At 71.6% G+C, this 15,807-nt stretch carries 12 protein-coding genes and 1 pseudogene; 7 read left to right on the forward strand and 6 right to left on the reverse strand.

The window, feature by feature from the left end:
* Positions 1 to 172 precede the first annotated feature (172 nt).
* The 4 genes from ABZX22_RS24910 to ABZX22_RS24925 form a co-directional block, all read right to left on the reverse strand.
* The gene (locus ABZX22_RS24910) at positions 173 to 553 is read right to left on the reverse strand and encodes a metalloregulator ArsR/SmtB family transcription factor (RefSeq protein ID WP_354913140.1); all 381 of its coding nucleotides are present in this window, start codon (positions 551 to 553) and stop codon (positions 173 to 175) included.
* Entirely contained in the window at positions 543 to 974 is a 432-nt protein-coding gene (locus tag ABZX22_RS24915) for an SRPBCC domain-containing protein (RefSeq protein WP_354913142.1), read from the reverse strand. Before ABZX22_RS24915 ends, ABZX22_RS24910 begins: the two co-directional genes overlap by 11 nt.
* Before the next feature lie 235 nt (positions 975 to 1,209).
* The gene (locus tag ABZX22_RS24920) at positions 1,210 to 2,355 is read right to left on the reverse strand and encodes an epoxide hydrolase (protein ID WP_354913143.1); all 1,146 of its coding nucleotides are present in this window, start codon (positions 2,353 to 2,355) and stop codon (positions 1,210 to 1,212) included.
* Between the two features lie 127 nt (positions 2,356 to 2,482).
* Entirely contained in the window at positions 2,483 to 3,157 is a 675-nt protein-coding gene (locus ABZX22_RS24925) for a hypothetical protein (RefSeq protein ID WP_354913145.1), read from the reverse strand.
* 156 nt (positions 3,158 to 3,313) lie between these two features.
* Between ABZX22_RS24925 and ABZX22_RS24930 the strand changes: the two are divergent.
* From ABZX22_RS24930 to ABZX22_RS24940, 3 genes and pseudogenes are all read left to right on the forward strand, one after another.
* Positions 3,314 to 3,757 (forward strand): annotated as a pseudogene (locus ABZX22_RS24930) (hypothetical protein); the annotation flags it as partial.
* Between the two features lie 180 nt (positions 3,758 to 3,937).
* On the forward strand, positions 3,938 to 4,921 hold the full coding sequence (locus ABZX22_RS24935; protein WP_354913147.1) for a helix-turn-helix domain-containing protein: 984 nt from the start codon (positions 3,938 to 3,940) through the stop codon (positions 4,919 to 4,921).
* A gap of 87 nt (positions 4,922 to 5,008) precedes the next feature.
* Entirely contained in the window at positions 5,009 to 5,617 is a 609-nt protein-coding gene (locus ABZX22_RS24940) for a cysteine hydrolase family protein (protein ID WP_354913149.1), read from the forward strand.
* Positions 5,618 to 5,623: 6 nt separating this feature from the next.
* Here the strand turns inward: ABZX22_RS24940 and ABZX22_RS24945 are convergent, their stop codons facing one another.
* Both ABZX22_RS24945 and ABZX22_RS24950 read right to left on the reverse strand, forming a co-directional pair.
* Positions 5,624 to 7,108, reverse strand: coding sequence for a serine hydrolase domain-containing protein (locus tag ABZX22_RS24945; RefSeq protein ID WP_354913151.1), 1,485 nt, complete (start codon positions 7,106 to 7,108; stop codon positions 5,624 to 5,626).
* A 333-nt stretch (positions 7,109 to 7,441) separates the two neighbouring features.
* Positions 7,442 to 9,244 (reverse strand): DUF5107 domain-containing protein, encoded by a 1,803-nt coding sequence (locus tag ABZX22_RS24950; RefSeq protein WP_354913152.1) that lies wholly within the window; start codon positions 9,242 to 9,244, stop codon positions 7,442 to 7,444.
* A gap of 205 nt (positions 9,245 to 9,449) precedes the next feature.
* On the opposite strand from ABZX22_RS24950, the gene ABZX22_RS24955 reads away from it, so the two are divergent.
* From ABZX22_RS24955 to ABZX22_RS24970, 4 genes are read left to right on the forward strand one after another with little or no spacing between them, the layout of a single operon-like run.
* On the forward strand, positions 9,450 to 12,593 hold the full coding sequence (locus ABZX22_RS24955) for a discoidin domain-containing protein (RefSeq protein ID WP_354913154.1): 3,144 nt from the start codon (positions 9,450 to 9,452) through the stop codon (positions 12,591 to 12,593).
* Between the two features lie 7 nt (positions 12,594 to 12,600).
* Positions 12,601 to 13,953, forward strand: coding sequence for an ABC transporter substrate-binding protein (locus ABZX22_RS24960; protein ID WP_354913156.1), 1,353 nt, complete (start codon positions 12,601 to 12,603; stop codon positions 13,951 to 13,953).
* Positions 13,953 to 14,897 (forward strand): sugar ABC transporter permease, encoded by a 945-nt coding sequence (locus tag ABZX22_RS24965; protein WP_354913158.1) that lies wholly within the window; start codon positions 13,953 to 13,955, stop codon positions 14,895 to 14,897. Before ABZX22_RS24960 ends, ABZX22_RS24965 begins: the two co-directional genes overlap by 1 nt.
* Positions 14,897 to 15,727 carry a carbohydrate ABC transporter permease gene (locus ABZX22_RS24970; RefSeq protein WP_354913160.1) on the forward strand — a complete coding sequence of 277 codons (831 nt, stop codon included), beginning with the start codon at positions 14,897 to 14,899 and terminating at the stop codon, positions 15,725 to 15,727. The genes ABZX22_RS24965 and ABZX22_RS24970 overlap by 1 nt, the downstream gene beginning before the upstream one ends.
* Positions 15,728 to 15,807 lie beyond the last annotated feature (80 nt).

Consider the following 15,807-nt stretch of genomic DNA (forward strand, 5'->3'; position numbering starts at 1 on the left):
GCTGTCACGGCCCCTGACGGGCCGCCGCCTCTTCGGCGGGCAGGCGCGGGCGGTCGCGGCTCTCGGGCCGCCCGCGCCGGTGGTGATCAAGCCCTGCGGGCTGCTGTCGACGGAGAAGCCGAGCCAGGGAAACCCTTCCCAGGGAACGGCCTCCGTCACGCGGAGCCCGTGATCAGGCCTGATGTCCCCTTTCGCGGGATGGGGTTGTGGCGGGCCCGCCGGCGTCCCGGTCGAGGTGGTCCTTCAACGCCTCCAGCGGGCTGTCCCAGTCGCGCGCCAGCGCGGCCAGGAACTGCTGGGCCACCTGCATCGGCGCGGAGCGAAGCCGGTAGCGCACCCGGCGCCGCTCCCCTGGCTCGGCCGTGACCAGGCCCACCTCGGCCAGCAGGGCCAGGTGCTTGGCGATCGCCTGCCGCGTGATCGGCAGCCGATCTGCCAGGTCGGTGGCCGTGGCCGGCCCTCCTGAGGCCAGCGCGGCCAGGATGGCGCGCCGGCTCGGGTCGGCCAGGGCGATGAAGACCTGTTCGGCGACCGCCTCGACGTCAGGCGGCATCGAGGTATTCGACAAGCTCACCCAGCTCGCTCGCCCACCCGTGGGTGTTGGAGTCGTACGCCTTGCGGTAGGCGTCCTCGGGCAGCTGGGCGAAACCGGTCTCGACCACCGTCAGCCGCGTGCCCGCGCCGACCGGTTCGAGCGTGAACTCGACATAGGTACGGCGCGGATCGTCCTCGGGCAGCCCGTGGATGTGCCAGGTGAAGCCGAAGACCGTCGGCTCCTCCACCCGTTCCACGCGCAGGTCGACCGTGGCTCCGCCGGCCCACCTCAGCTGGGCTGGCCCGCCCGGACTCAGGTCGATCGTCGCCTCGTCGCCGAACCAGGAGCCGAGACCCTCGGCCGTGGTGAGCGCCGCCCAGACCTTGCTCGGCGGGTGAGCGACCTCCAGGGTCCGCTCGATGCGATCAGGAAAACCCATGAGACCCTCCCACAAGTAGCAACCGAACAGTTGCGACACTATAGCAATCGACTGGTTGCGTCAATGGGCACCCGGAGGTCGGCCGGCCGTACGGCCGGCGATTTCCTGGCGTTGTCCGCCATGGGCTGTCCAGCCGTACGGCCGGCGCCTTCCTGGCGTTGCCCGCCACGAGCCGTCCAGCGAGGCGGTGAGCGTCATGGCCCGGCGGAGGTGCCGGACGGCCATCGCGGCCGGGCTAGGCCATGGGCTGGCTGAGACCCGCGAAGAACGTCCGGATGTCGGCCACCAGCGGATCGGGGGCCGCCATCGCCAGCATGTGACTGGGGTGCTCGTGGTCCTCCCAGTGCACGATGTCGTTCCCGCGCTCGGCGATCCGGCGGAAGGCCGACGGGCCGCCATGGGAGACGCCCGTCGGCACCACGTTCTGGTCGATCGGCATGCCCGCCGCGCCCTCGTAGTAGGTCCACGACGACGACCCGCCGGTGCCCGTCAGCCAGTACAGGCTCGCGTTGGTGAGCACCAGGTCGCGGTCGACGGGCTCCTTCGGCGCCGCCCCGTCGGGCCAGCCGTCGAACTCCTTGAACCTCTCCACCAGGTAGGCCAGCTGGGCGACCGGCGAGTCCGCCCAGCCGAAGCTGAGCGTCTGCGGCCGCGCGGCCAGGTAAGGCGCGTAGCCGCTTCCTCCCGCGCCACTCAGCATGCCGGCCAGCCATTCCACGCTGGCCCGCTCCTGCTCCGACAGCCCCTCGAGTTCGGCCGGGTCGCCGGTCGGCATGCCGACGCCGCCGGTGATGTGCACCCCGACCACCCGCTCCGGGGCCAGCGCGCCGAGCTGCGGCGAAACCAGCGCGCCCGCGTCGTTGCCGTGGACGCCGTAGCGCTCGTAGCCCAGCCTGCTCATCAGCTCCGCCCACGTGCGGGCGACCCGCTCGATGCTCCAGGGCCGCTCGTCCGCGGGCTCGGGGAACGGGGAGAACCCGAACCCGGGCAGCGAGGGGGCCACCACGTGGAAGGTCTCCGACAGCGGGCCGAGGAGGTTCGTGAACTCGGCGATCGAGTTCGGCCAGCTGTGCGTGATGATCAGCGGGAGCGCGTCAGGGTCAGCGGACCGGACGTGGAAGAAGTGCACGGTCTGCCCGTCGATCTCGGTGGTGAACTGCGGGAACCGGTTCAGCTTCGCTTCCTGGGCGCGCCAGTCGTACTCCCCCGCCCAGTACTCCACCAGGTCCTTGAGATACGGCACGGGCACCCCGCGGCTCCACTCGGCGCCCGGCAGACGGCTGGGCCAGCGGGTGCGGGCCAGCCGGTCGCGCAGGTCGTCCAGGTCGCCCTGCGGGATCTCGATGCGGAAGGGCCGGATGTCGGTCACGTCGTGCGTCATGAAGCCCAAGCTAGACGGCACTGCGGAAAGGTCCTTTCCGCAATCGGCCCACCGGCCTCAGCACCCGCACAACCGCGCCCGGCGCCCTGGGAGTTTCGCGACCCCGGTGCCGCCCACCGGTCGGAGATCACATGCGCCAATACTGTCGTTTGTCCCTGTCTCGCACGACGACACCGAATCTGGCCAGTTCCTTGCGCATCTCCCGGGCGTCGCCGCCCTTGTCCGCCTTCAGCGCCTTGGCGCGGGCGGCGAGGACGGCGTTCGCCCCGTCGGGGAGGCCGGAGGCGCCGGGCACCCAGAGCCGGTAGGCGTCGTCGTGCGGGTCCGCGTCCGCCCAGCCGTACCCGTGCTTGGTGAAGGCCCTGGCCAGGCGTTTCGCGCTCAGGTCGGTCTCTTCCCTCGCGGCCTCCCCGCCGTGGTGGCCGAGCAGGACGAATTGCTTGCCGTCCTTGAACGCCAGGGCGATCTCGCCCCGCTCGACCACTTGGGTCTCGTCCCTGGTGGAGAGCGTCACCTGGGTGTCGGAGACGGTGACCGTCAGGGATTCGTGCAGGGCGGTGAGGCCCAGCAGCAGGCCCGCCAGGGCGCCCACGGCGACGACGCCGACGGTGAGCCCCGGTTCCGGGAACGAGTTGAGCAGCTTGGCCGGGCCTTGGAACGGCGCCCAGGGCAGGGACACCAGCCATCGCGCGAGCAGCTTCACCACCCAGCCCAGGACGGCGCCACCGGCGACGCAGACCAGCATCACGATCAGGGCGGAATCGGCGACGACGGTGGCCTCGGGGTCTTTACCGGCTTTCACGTCATCTGTAGATACCGCCAACCGAGGCGCGTTGTCCGGCGCATGCCCCGATCGGCGACCGAAGTCCGGAAATCATCGACTTAAGGAGGGGCGGCGGCACCGATCAGGGGCCGTACGCCGCGAGATCGTGGGCACCCTTTCTGACGCTGGTCCGGCACGGTCTTCCGGCTCCGCACCGGCAAAGCGCTCGAACAGGACCGCAAAGAGGTCGCGGTACGGTTCCGGCCCGCACCACATCTGCCCTTCGGCGACAGTGAGCACGCGCCCCACGTGCTGCGCTTCGGGCTGGAGCCGGAGAGCATGACCCTCGCGCTGACCGGCGTCGGTCCCGGCGGCCATGCCCTTGCCCCGCTCACTCTCACCGCGCAGCTGGAGGCCCCCGATCTGCCTGCCTACGGCCGGCTGCTGCTGGACGTCCTGCACGGCAACGCCGCCCTGTCCATCCGCGGCGACGAGGCCGAGGAGTCCTGGCGGGTCCTCGCACTTGTCATGTCGGCCTGGTCCAGGGGCCTGGTCCCGCTTCTCCAATACCCGGCCGGATCGGACGGGCCCGCCCGCCCCCAGGAGGTCGGCCCGGCGGGGGCCCGGCCAGGCCGATGAGGAGTACCTGATGCCATCGACTGCGCGGCCGATCATCGGCATCGCCCAGACAGGTAGCGGCCTCGTTCCCCGGCCGCTTCCCGCCGCTGCGCGGGACGCGAGCGACGAGCTGCGGCGATGTCCGTATGTGACAGATAACTGTCGTTGCGGCCACTCGGAGGGGCCGGTAACAATCTGCTCATGTCCACCGCGCACCGCGTCGTCATCGCGCTCTTCCCGAACGTCGACCTGCTCGACGTCACCGGCCCGGCCGAGGTGTTCGCCCTGGCCAACCGGATCGGTGGCCGCGCCCTGTACGACGTGCGGCTCGCCGGGCCCCAGGGCGGCCAGGTCACCACGGCCGCCGGGGTGCGACTGGTCGCGGACCTGAGGTTCGACGAGGTCGGCGACGAGGTGGACACCCTGCTGGTCCCGGGCGCCGTGGACGTCACCCCTGACGGGCCGCGCGCCCTGACGGACGCCGAGGTGGTGGCATGGGTGCGGCGGATCGCTCCCTCCACCCGCCGCGTGGCCTCGGTGTGCGTCGGCGCGCACGTCCTGGCCGCGGCGGGGCTGCTGGACGGCCTGACCGCCACCACCCACTGGTCCACCGCCGCGCAACTGGCCGCCGACCACCCGGACGTCACCGTCGACCCCGACCCGATCTTCGTACGGTCCAGCGGCCGGGTGTGGACGGGCGCCGGCATCAGCGCCTGCCTGGACCTGACACTCGCGCTGGTGGCCGAGGACCATGGCGAGGAGACGGCTCTGGCGGTGGCTCGCGAACTGGTCATGTACCTCAAACGCCAGGGCGGTCAAAGCCAGTTCAGCGTGCCCATGGCCTACGCCGCCTCCGGCCGCCGCGACATCGACGACCTGCGCCTGTGGATCGGCGAGCACCTCGCCGAGGAGCTCACCACGACGGAACTGGCGGCACGGATGGGGCTGAGCCAACGCCAGTTCACCCGCGTGTTCCGGCAGAAGACCGGCACCACCCCCGCCGCCTACATCGAGTCCGCCCGCGTGGAGGTGGCGCGACGGCTGCTGGAGACCACCGACCTGCCGTTGCCGCAGGTCGCGGCCGGCAGCGGCCTCGGCTCGGTGGAGACCCTGCACCGCGCGTTCCGGCGCCGCCTGGGCACCGGCCCCGGCTCCTACCGCCGCCGTTTCCACACGGTGGCCTGACCCCCGTTCATCCCGTTCACCCCGACCCGTTCACCGCGCGCCCGACGGCGGCGTGAGCCTGCCCGAACCCCGAAAGGAAACCCCGCCATGAGCAGCACCGCCTCCCCCACCCTCCGTCAGGTCATCGGCCTGCCCACCGACCCGGCGTGCCTGGCCGACGCGACCCTCGTCCTGATCGACTACCAGAACGCCTACTCCACCGGCGTCATGGCCCTGCCCGCCGCCGATCGGGCTCTTGCGGCCGGCGCCCGCCTGCTGGAGCGCGCCCGCGCCGCCGGATCCCGCGTCGTCCACGTCGTCAACGACGGCGGTCCCGGCACTCCCTACGACATCCGGGCCGAGATCGGCGCCATCAGCCCACAGGTCGCGCCGCGCGACGGCGAACCGGTGGTGGTCAAGACGTTCCCTGACGCCTTCCACCAGACCGGCCTGCACCAGGTCCTGACCGACCTGAACGCCGGACCCGACCTGATCCTGGCGGGCTTCATGACTCACATGTGCGTCACCTTCACCGCGCAGGGAGCGTTCAACCTGGGCTACCGTCCCACCGTCGTCGCCGACGCCTGCGCCACCCGCCCGCTTTCCGGCCCCGGCGGCGCGCCGCTGCCCGCCGCCACCCTGCACGCCGCCGCCCTGACCACGATCGGTGACCTGTTCGGCGTGGTGGTGCCCACCGCCGATGCCCTGCCCTCCTGACCGACGCTAGCGTGCCGTCCACGTCACGAGTACGGCCGAGGCGGCGCAGGCCCACAGCAGCAGCGAGGCCGCCGTGGTCACCCAGCGCAGTCGCGGTGTCCTGGCCAGGGGCAGCCGCGGCGCCCTCACCAGCCCCACGGCCGCTCCGGCGGCGAGCGACACCGCCGCCAGGACCCACAGCCCCGGCCACACGACGGCCCAGGCGCCCAGCATCCAGGTGATCGCGAGCAGCACCAGCCCGCGCCAGGTCATCGAGATCAGCTTGAGCCGGTCGGGGAGCGGCAGCATGGGGCGCTTCCCGCGGCGAACGGCCACCTCCGCGGTGCGGGCGACGGCGAGCAGACCCAGAACCGTGATGGCGATCAGCGGAAGCCCGCCGGTGAGCGGGTCGGCGTGAGCCGGCGTCCGGACGCCGAGCAGTGCCTCACCGATGTAGGCCACCGAGGCGGACGAGTTGCCCAGGACGACCACGCCGCGCCCGCTGCGCCGGTCGAGGCCGACGTAGCTGGAGAAGCCGCCCGTGCTGCCGTCGTGCCAGGTGATGGCGCCGGTGGTGCGCCAGCCGTAGCCGATGAGGTCATCGTCGGCGATCTGCCAGCGCGGCTCGGTCGCGGACGCCCCCGGCGCGTCGCCCGCGATGGTGGCCGCCAGGTAGCGGGCCAAGTCCTCGGCCGTGCTCCAGCCGCCCGCGCCGGTGGGCGCGTACCCCTCACTGGGCCAGGGGTCCGCCTCCAGGCCGGAGGTGAGGTAGCCGTGCGCCCGCTGCTCGGGCAGGCGCGCGCTGTCGCTGATCAGGACCGTGTCCCGCATGCCCAGCGGATCGAGGAGACGCTCGCGCAGCAACGCTTCGTAGGTGGTTCCCGCCCGCGCGGCGAGTGCATGGCCGAGGAGGGCGAAGCCGTGGTTGGAGTAGGCGATCTCGCCCCTGCCCACGGGGACCGTGCGCGCAGCGTCGTCGACCACGTCGGCGGTGCGCTGCCCGCGGTAGGGGTTGCCGCCGGTCTCGCCGGCTATCACCGACGAGATGCCGAACGAGGCGGGAATGCTCGGAACGCCGGAGCGCTGGCCGGCCAGTTCCTCCAGCGATGTCGCCGCCACCGCGGTGCCGCGCAGGGCCGGAACGACCTCGGCGAGGGTGGTCCGCGGGCGGACCTCGCCCCTGTCCACCATGTCGGCGAGGATCATGGCGGTCATGGTCTTGATGACCGACCCGAACTCGAACAGGGTGCGCGAGGTCACGGGCTTCCCGTCTCGCAGGCGGTCGGTGCCCAGTCCCGCGGTCTTGACGGAGCCGTTCTCGATGCGAGCCACGGCCAGTCCGACGTGGCCGGCCGACGGCAGTGCCGCGTGCCGTACCGCTCCTGCCAGCGCCGGATCACCCGTTGTCTGCGGGCCGAGGTGCGGGCGGGCAGGTACGACCAGGGTGGCCAGCAGTGCCGCGACGGCGGCCGACACCGCGACGACGAGGACGCTTGTCCGTTCCCGGATCACCGGGTGTCCACCTCCGGCCGTCTCGCCCGGGTGCGCGCCACCGCTGTGGAGATCGCGGCCGGCCCGGACGGCGGCGGGACCGACCGTGGGACGACGTTGCGGGAGGGATGCCAGGCGGGTCCGCCTGGTGGGGCGACAGGGCCCGCCGCGAGGAAGAGCGAGAGCAACGACGACTCCTTGGTTCGAACGATCGAAGCTCACGCTAGGAGCCGCCCATCGCCCGTTCCTCCCCACCGTGGACGATCGTCGTCTCCTTCCTGGGGCCAGGAGCCGGACCATCCGGTAGTGCCCCGCTCCCACGACGCGGCCGGGTCGCGGACAACGGCTGCGCCGCTAGCTCATGCGGAAGTCGTATTCCGCCGGGAGGTCGCGGTCACCGCCGTGATAGGTGGACCACAGGTCGTCCAGGGCGTCCTCGCCCTCGCGCAGGTCGGGCACGACCAGGCCCTCCTCCAGGATGCGGCCGGTCCTGTCCCGGTCGCCCGCGGCCAGGCCGGCCTGGGCCTCCAGCAGGCGGATGCGGCCGTGGGCGCGGTCGCCGGGGGCCAGGCCGTCGACGAGCGTCAGGGCGTCGGCCGGGCGGCCGGCGGCGATCAGGGCGGACAGGGCCTCGACGGTGAGCGGGCGTACGGCGGGCGCCAGCGTGTGCGCTTCCAGGAGAAGGACGGCCGCGGCCACGTCGTCGCCGTCGATGCGGCGGGATTCGGCGAGCGCCCGCAGGACCAGCGGATGGCGCCGCTCGGCCAGCGCCCTGCCCCAGGCGTCCGTGGCCGCGGCCCGGTCACCCGTGGCCCACAGGTTGAGGCCCAGATGGTAGAGGCCGTGCCAGTCCGCCGCCGCGCGCAGCAGGCTCAGCCAGCGCGGTCCGACCACGCACACCGCCTCGCCCGGCAACCGGCCCTCGTCGAGGAGGGTCAGCCACGGCTCCTGTTCCTCCCCGAGCGTGTCGTCGGGGAACGGCGTGACCGCCGATGCCGGCAGTTCTCCGGCCCTGCGCTCCAGCGCCCCCCATCCGGATCCGCGGTGGACGGCCTCGGCGACGGGACGATCGGCCCACGCGCCGCCCGCGTGCCCCTGGGCGGTGGTCCGGGTCCGGGCGAGTGTCCCGGCTGACGCCTCGACGGCCGCGCGGGCCTGGTCGTAGGGGGCGTGGGGGTCGGCGAGGGTGAGGGGGCTGTAGGTCTCGGTCCAGGTCCAGGTGGTGCCGCCGGGGATGGGCAGGTGCTGCAGCTGGGTCCGCGCCAGGCCGGCCTGGATCTCCAGGTAGGGAGCGTGCGGGCCGGACAGCCAGCGCTGCCAGTGGGCGCCGCCGGGAGAGGTGCCCCAGCCGAACAGCTTGCGGCCCTTCAGCCGGGAGGTGGAGGTGTGCAGCAGGCCGTGGCCTTCGCCGTCGACGGCGGCTATCCAGGGGGTGTCCGACGTGACGTGGAAGAAGTAGTCGGCGGCCGCGCGCCAGGTGCCGGGATAGCTGGCGTCGGGGTCGCCGGGGTAGGCGACGGTGGTCAGGCGCTGGGCGTATCCGAAGTGATCGGCCTGCGCGGCAGGGGCCAGGACGCGGGTGCCGGGCGTCTGCGGGACGGCGATGTTGGACCACCAGTAGACGGGTACGGTCTCCCGGCGCGGGTTGCGGACGGAGACGGACACGACCAGGGCGGGAGAGCCGGGCGGGAGGCCGGCGTCGATCTGGACGACCAGGCCGCGCAGCCGTTCGTACTCGTACAGCCGCAGCACGGGGTACGGCGCCTCCACCCAGGCCGCGTGCAGCGGGTCGCAGGTCAACGCCCAGTGGCCGGTCGTGCCGAGGTTCCACTCCACGCCGCCGGCGAACCACGCGTCGCGCAGGGCGAGGTTGGCCGGTTGGATCACGGGATTGCGGTGCAGCAGTTCCCGGCCGGTGGCGAGGTCGACCAGCGACCACAACCGCCCGCCGAGGCCGGGCAGGAACACCGCCCGCAGCCGCTCGTTCTCCAGCGTGACGGCGGGCACCTCCCGCTCGACCGGGTCCCGCCCGTAGGAGTCGCGCCTGCCGTACGGGAGCATCGAGGGCGGGTGCCCGAAGTCGGTGACGGCCACGGCGGGGGGCCGCAGGATCGGCAGCGCGCTGACCGGCCCGGGGTCGGCGATGGTGAGCTTCATCCGGACGTCCGCCCTTCGCGCAGAACGTTTTAAGAAGATCCGGTGCGAACGCTAGAGACCGCCCGGCGGGTCTGTCAACGGCGCCATCGGTGCGTATAACGGTCCGAATACGAGTCATTGACGACAGGTCTGTGCACGCCTACCGTCCAGTCCAGCAATTTGAAACGTTTTATTGCAGGCTCGGGGACCTCGTGAGGAGCCGTCCATGGCAATCAGACCCGTCCCGCTCGCCGCGTTATCCCTCCTGATCCTCTCCATGCTCGTGGCCGTTCCGGCCCACGCGGCCGCACCCCTGTCCGTCTGGGTGCAGAGCGCGGCCGACCGGGCCTTCTCCTCCACCACCCGCCCGTCCGGCGCCCCCTCGTCGATCGCGCTGCGGGCCGCCCGCGGCGAGACCGAGGCCGCCCAGATCCTGGTCAGGTCGACCGCCTCGGCGACCGGCGTCCAGGTCACCGCCGGCGCGCTGAGCAGCCAGGCGGGCGCGACGATCCCCGCGTCCGCGATCACCGTCAGGCGCGAGTACAACCACCCGCGCATCTCCAAGATCGGCGTCCACCAGAACCCGCCCGACGGCGGCACCGCCTACTACGACGCGCTGGTGGAGAACACCCCGCAGTCGCTGGCCGCCGACCTCACCCTGCCCTACCACTACAGCGTCCGCGTCCCCGCGACCCAGGCCCCCGGCACCTACACCGGGACCGCCACCGTCAGGAGCGATGCCGGCGACGTCACGGTGAACGTCGCGGTGACCGTCTACGACGTCACGATCCCGCCCGCCGACCGGTCCACCTTCAAGATGAACAACTGGTTCACCTCGGCGGGCTGGGACTACAACGGCACGATCAGGGCCATCCCCGCCCAGTACGGCGTGCAGATGTTCGACGCCAACTGGTGGCGGGTCATCGAGAACATCGCGGCCAACCACGCCAGGCATCGCAACAACGTGATCTTCGCCGACTTCCAGGCCCTGCTCATCCCCGACACGACCGTGGACGCGGCCGGCACCTACACCTTCGGCTGGGACACCTTCGACAGGTTCGTCCAGACCTTCGTCGACGCCGGGGCGATGCAGTACATCTACACCCCCCACCTGCTCGAGAGCCTGCCGAACGACGTCGTCAAGCTGGACATGATCAAGAAGGTGAACGGCGTCGTCCAACGGGTGCTGGCCGACCCGGACACCGCCGAGACCAACGCCTACCTCGCCCAGCTGTTCCCCGCTCTCAAGGCCCACCTGGACGCCAAGGGCTGGACGAACCTCTTCTACATGAGCGCGCTGGACGAGCCGTCCACCGCCAACCAGGTCAACGCGGCCCGATGGCTCTACGCCAAGTACCGCCAGTACTTCCCGAACCCGCTGACCAACGAGGCCCACCTGGCCGTGCTGCCCGCGATGGAGGGCGACCTCACCACGGCGACGCCGTACACCGGCCTCTACGACGGGAACGTCGGCTACTACCAGCGCCGCCGCCTGAGCGGCGCGGACCTGTGGCTCTACAACTGCATCGTCCCGCAGGACAAGCGGATGAACCGCTTCATCTCCTACCACCTGGCCTCGACCCGGCTCACTCCCTGGCTCACCTGGAAGATCGGCGGGACCGGCTACCTGCACTGGGGCTGGAACTTCTGGTGGGACTTCAGCGACCTCAACCGGCCCTCTGACACCTTCGACGACTGGCAGACCGGCGACAACTGGCTGGTCCGGCCGAACAAGGCCGCCTACGACATCTACGACAGCGTGCGCAGCGAGGCTCAGCTGGACGGCCTGGAGGACGTGGAGCTGCTGAACCTGCTGGCGCGGACCAAGCCGGTCACCGCCAGGGCCATCGCCAACACGCTCATCACCGACTCGACCTCCTACGAGCAGAGCGGCCTGGAGGTCGACAACCGTCACCGGCAGATCCTCGACGCGCTCGTCTCGCCCGAACCCGACCTGAGCTTCCCCTACGCCGACGACTTCGCCACGGGCGAGGCGAGCTGGCGCCACAGCGCAGGCTCCTGGTCGGTCAGCGGCGGCGAATACGTCCAGTCCGACTCCTCCGCCGGCTGGGGCGTCACGGCCGCGCTGGAGGGCCGGGCCTACCGCGACGTGGTGGCCGGCGTCGACCTGCGGATCATCGGGGTGAACGCCGGCGGCGGCAGCACCAACTGGGCCGGGCTCATGGTGCGCAACCTCAACGCCACCGACATGGACACCGGCTACCTGGTCGCGCTGCGCGACAACGGCCAGGTCTTCGTCTACCGCAGCGGCGTGACGCTCGGCTCCGCCTTCGTGCCCGGCTACGTCTCCGGGCAGTGGACCAGGCTGCGGGTGGCCGCTCGCGGCAAGAACATCACCGTGTACGCGGGGGCGCGGAAGATCCTCACCGTCGCCGACGACGCCTACCCGGTGGGCGGTCTCGCCCTGGTGACCGGCGGCGCGAGCGCCCGCTTCGACAAGGTGCGGGTCAACCCGGAGACCAACCCGGCGGAGGGCCGTACCGTGACCGCGTCCAGCTCCTACGAGGGCGACGGCTGGTCCGCTCCCGCCGCCGTGGACGGCACCCGCACCGGCGTCGGCTGGAGCAGCTCCGCCGCGAACATGGGCGCCAACCACACCGAGTGGATCCAGGTCGACCTCGGCGGCTCCAGACCGCTGAGCAGGGTCGACCTCCACCCCCGCACCGACGGCTCGAACACCGGCCTCGGCTTCCCCGTGGACTTCACGATCCAGGTCTCGGCCGACGGCTCGTCCTGGACCACGGTCGCCGCCAGGACCGGCTATCCGCGACCGGGCGCGGGCGCGCAGACCTTCCCTTTCCCCGCCACGGACGTCCGGTACATCAGGGTGACCGGCACGAATCTCAGCACCGACCAGCTCGGGCACTACCACATGCAGCTGGCCGAGATCGAGGCCGTCGGGGGCAACCTCGCCGCCGGCAGGCCGGTGACGGCGTCCAGCTCGGTGGAGTACCTCGCCGAGGGCTGGCTGCGGACCAACCTCACCGACGGCTCGCGCTCGGCGCTCTGGCACTCGATGGGATGGAGCAGCCTGCCCGGTACGGCGAGCCGTACCGAATGGGCGGCCGTCGACCTCGGCGGCCCGAGCCTGGTCTCCCGCGTGGACCTCTACGCCAGGTCGGACGGCGAGAACACGGGCAACGGCTTCCCGGTGGACTTCACCGTCCAGGTCTCGGCCGACGGCACGTCCTGGACCACGGTCGCCGCCAGGACCGGCTATCCGCGGCCCGGCGCGACGGCGCAGACCTTCTCCTTCCCGCCCGTCACGGCGCGGCACGTCCGGGTCGTCGGGACCGTCCACCGCACCGACCCCTACCACATGCAGCTCGCCGAGCTGGAAGTCCGATAGGAGAGGCATGAAAAGGACGTACCTGGCGGTCCTCGCCCTGGCCCTGACCGCCTGCGGCGCTCCCGCGGCCCCCGCCGAGGACGAGTTCTCGCTGCCCACCGCCGCCGCGTACTTCACCACGGCCTGCCCCGAGGCCGGCACCAAGCCCGCCACGGACAAGGAGCTGACCTACTGGTCGATGTGGACCAAGGACGAGCCGCAGGGCAAGGTCCTGCGGTACGCCGCCGACTGCTTCACCAGGAAGACCGGCGTCAAGGTCACCATCCAATGGCTCGGCCGCGGCTACCTGCGGCAGAACCTGTTACCCGCGCTCAACACCGGCACCGTCCCCGACCTGTTCGACCAGGACCTCACCACTGTCAAAGCCGCGATCGTCTCGGCCGGCGGCACCAGGGCCCTGGACGACGTGCTGTCCCTCAGGACGGGCGACGGCACGGTGCGCGATGTGCTGCCCGCCGCCTACCGGGACACCTCGGCGATCAAGGACGACGCGGGGAGACTGTTCGCGGTGCCGTACATCGTGATGGGCAACGCCTGGTGGTACGACAGGAAGAAAATTCCCGGGTTCACGGCTCCGACGACCATGGACGAGCTGTACGCGCTGCTCGGGGACAGGTCCGTCGCGCTCGACGGGGACATCGGCTACTACGCCGCCTGGTACTTCGACCAGCTGGCCGCCCGGTACGTCGGCCCCGGCGGGCTGGCCAGGGCGGCGCAGGACCCGACCGGCCGGCTGTGGAAGAGCGACCCCGGCTTCCTCAAGGCGGCCGAGCACACCGCCAGGATCGCGACCCACCTGGTCGACGGCTGGGACGCGGGGAAGTTCCCGCAGATCCAGCAGCGCTGGGCCGACGGCGACGCCGCCTACCTGTTCATGGGCAGCTGGGGCCCGACCGAGACCCGCGAGTACCTGGCCAAGCAGGGCGGCGACCAGAGCATCGACTACGGCTCCTTCCAGTTCCCCCTGCCGCCCGGCGCCACCCATGACGTCATCGAGGTGCAGCAGATCGCGTTCGGCGTCACGGCCAAGGCGAAACACCCCGAGGCGGCCAAGGCGTTCATCGCCTACTTCCTCACCCGCGACCTGCTGGCGGGCATGCCCGCGGTCGCCGACAGCCTCACCCCGCGCAGCGACCTGCCGGTCCCGTCCGACCTGGCCGACCTCAAGGCGGCCCTGGAGGATCCGGCGAAGAAACACACCCTCTTCATGGACGGCCTGGACGGCGTCGCCGACGGCACGTTCGCGGAGCAGGTGTTCTACCCGGCCAACAACGACCTGCTCAGGGGCAAGCTGGCCCCGGCCGCGTTCGTGGACCGGCTGGCCACGGCGACCGCCGCGTTCTGGAAGACGCAGGGCTGATGGCACAGGCCGTGATGCCGGGCAGGCGCGCCCTGCCCGGCGCCGTCACCCCCCACCTGCGCAACCGGCGGCGGCTGTTCTGGCCGTTCACGCTGCCCGCGATCGCGCTCTACGTCGTCTTCCTCGTCGGCCCGGCCGTCGCCACCGTGGCGCTCGGCTTCACCCGCTGGTCGGGCGCGGGCCCGGCCACCTTCGTCGGCCTGGAGCAGTACGGCAGGCTGCTGGGCAGCTCGTCCTTCCGCGACGCCTTCGTCAACACGCTGGGCTACATCGTGGCCGGCGGGGCGGGCACGTTCGTGTTCGCGTTCCTGTTCACGATGGTGCTGCGCGGCATGCGGGCCTCGAAGACGGTCAGGGCGATCCTGTTCTTCCCCAACATCGTCGCGCCGGTGGCGCTGGGCATGTTCTTCGGGTTCGTCTTCAAGTACAACCCGGGACGGCAGGGGCTGGCCAACTTCCTGCTGGAGTCGATCGGCCTGCCCGCCGCCGGATTCCTGCGCCCCGAGAACGTCACGTGGGTCGTGATCGGCGCGCTCGTCTGGTCCAGCGCGGGCTTCTACATCACCATCATGATGGCCGCCGTCGACCGTATCCCGCCCTACCTGTACGAGGACGCCGAGCTGTGCGGGGCCTCGCCCTGGCAGCAGTTCCGCGCCGTCACGCTGCCGCTGACCTGGGACGTGGTGGGCATCGCCGGGGTGCTCTGGACGATCGGCGCCGTCAAGATCTTCGAGATGGTGTTCGTGCTCGCCGGACCCGGCACCTACTCGCCGCCCAGCAGGACCTGGACGCTGGCCGTCTACGTCTACGACCGGTCCTTCGGCGCGCAGGGCACGCCGGAGTACGGCACGGCCTGCGCGTGCGCGGTCGTGATGATCGCCCTGGTGACCGTGCTCGTGACCGCGCTCCGCCGGGTGATGCGCAGGGAGAGGCTCGAATACTGATGCTCAGGCTCACCGGGAAAGCGGCGGTCTGGCTGTTCACCGCGCTCAACCTGCTCCTGCTGTACTGGCTGGTCGCGGCGTCGTTCAAGACCCCGCTGGAGATCTTCCGCGACCCGTTCGGCCTGCCGTACACCTGGTTCGCGCGCGGGAACCCGTTCCGCAACTACCTCTACGCCTGGAACCAGGCCGAGTTCGGCCACGCCTTCCTGGTCACCGTGGTGCTGGTGGCGGCGGCCTCGGCCTCCATCGTGCTGGTCTCCGCGCCCGCCGCCTACGCGCTCAGCCGATTCGGCGTGCGCGGCTCAGGACCGCTGACCGGCTTCCTCGCGATCGGCATGGGCGTCCCCATGCAGACCGTGATCATCCCGCTGTTCGTCGGCCTGGCCGAGATCGGGCTGACCAACAGCCTGCTCGGCCTCTACCTGCTCTACGTGGCCCTGTCGGTGCCGTTCACGGTGTTCCTCCTGACCGGCTTCTTCCGCACGCTTCCCGAGGAGACCGAGGAGGCCGCCGCCCTCGACGGCGCCTCGCCCCTGCGCACGTTCGTCTCGATCACGCTGCCCCTGGCCCGCGGCGGCATGGTCACCGCGCTGATCCTCAACGCGATCGGCCTGTGGAACGAGACGCTGCTGGCCATCGTGTTCATCCAGGAGAACTCGGGTTTCACCCTGGCCCGGGCGCTGTTCACCTTCTACGGCGCGGCGACCTACCAGTCGGAGTACGGCGGGCTGATCGCGGGCGTCGCGATCGTGGTGCTTCCCATGCTGGCCCTCTACCTCCTGCTGGCCCGCCGCATCATCGCCGGCCTGACCCTGGGCGCGGGCAAGTGACATCATGCCCCCGGCCCGGCGGACGGTGATCCGCTGGGCCACCGAGGGCCGCCCGCCGACATGCTCCCTCGAGCCTGCCG

Source organism: Nonomuraea sp. NPDC003804 (genome assembly GCF_040610675.1).
Classification (GTDB): domain Bacteria; phylum Actinomycetota; class Actinomycetes; order Streptosporangiales; family Streptosporangiaceae; genus Nonomuraea.

Excerpts from the sequence above, each read along its gene's own strand:
- ABZX22_RS24970 (WP_354913160.1), top strand. The coding sequence starts at position 14,897 with ATGCTCAGGCTCACCGGGAAAGCGGCGGTCTGGCTGTTCACCGCGCTC.
- ABZX22_RS24920 (WP_354913143.1), bottom strand. The coding sequence starts at position 2,355 with ATGACGCACGACGTGACCGACATCCGGCCCTTCCGCATCGAGATCCCG.
- ABZX22_RS24960 (WP_354913156.1), top strand. The coding sequence starts at position 12,601 with ATGAAAAGGACGTACCTGGCGGTCCTCGCCCTGGCCCTGACCGCCTGC.
- ABZX22_RS24915 (WP_354913142.1), bottom strand. The coding sequence starts at position 974 with ATGGGTTTTCCTGATCGCATCGAGCGGACCCTGGAGGTCGCTCACCCG.
- ABZX22_RS24965 (WP_354913158.1), top strand. The coding sequence starts at position 13,953 with ATGGCACAGGCCGTGATGCCGGGCAGGCGCGCCCTGCCCGGCGCCGTC.
- ABZX22_RS24910 (WP_354913140.1), bottom strand. The coding sequence starts at position 553 with ATGCCGCCTGACGTCGAGGCGGTCGCCGAACAGGTCTTCATCGCCCTG.
- ABZX22_RS24955 (WP_354913154.1), top strand. The coding sequence starts at position 9,450 with ATGGCAATCAGACCCGTCCCGCTCGCCGCGTTATCCCTCCTGATCCTC.
- ABZX22_RS24935 (WP_354913147.1), top strand. The coding sequence starts at position 3,938 with ATGTCCACCGCGCACCGCGTCGTCATCGCGCTCTTCCCGAACGTCGAC.
- ABZX22_RS24940 (WP_354913149.1), top strand. The coding sequence starts at position 5,009 with ATGAGCAGCACCGCCTCCCCCACCCTCCGTCAGGTCATCGGCCTGCCC.
- ABZX22_RS24950 (WP_354913152.1), bottom strand. The coding sequence starts at position 9,244 with ATGAAGCTCACCATCGCCGACCCCGGGCCGGTCAGCGCGCTGCCGATC.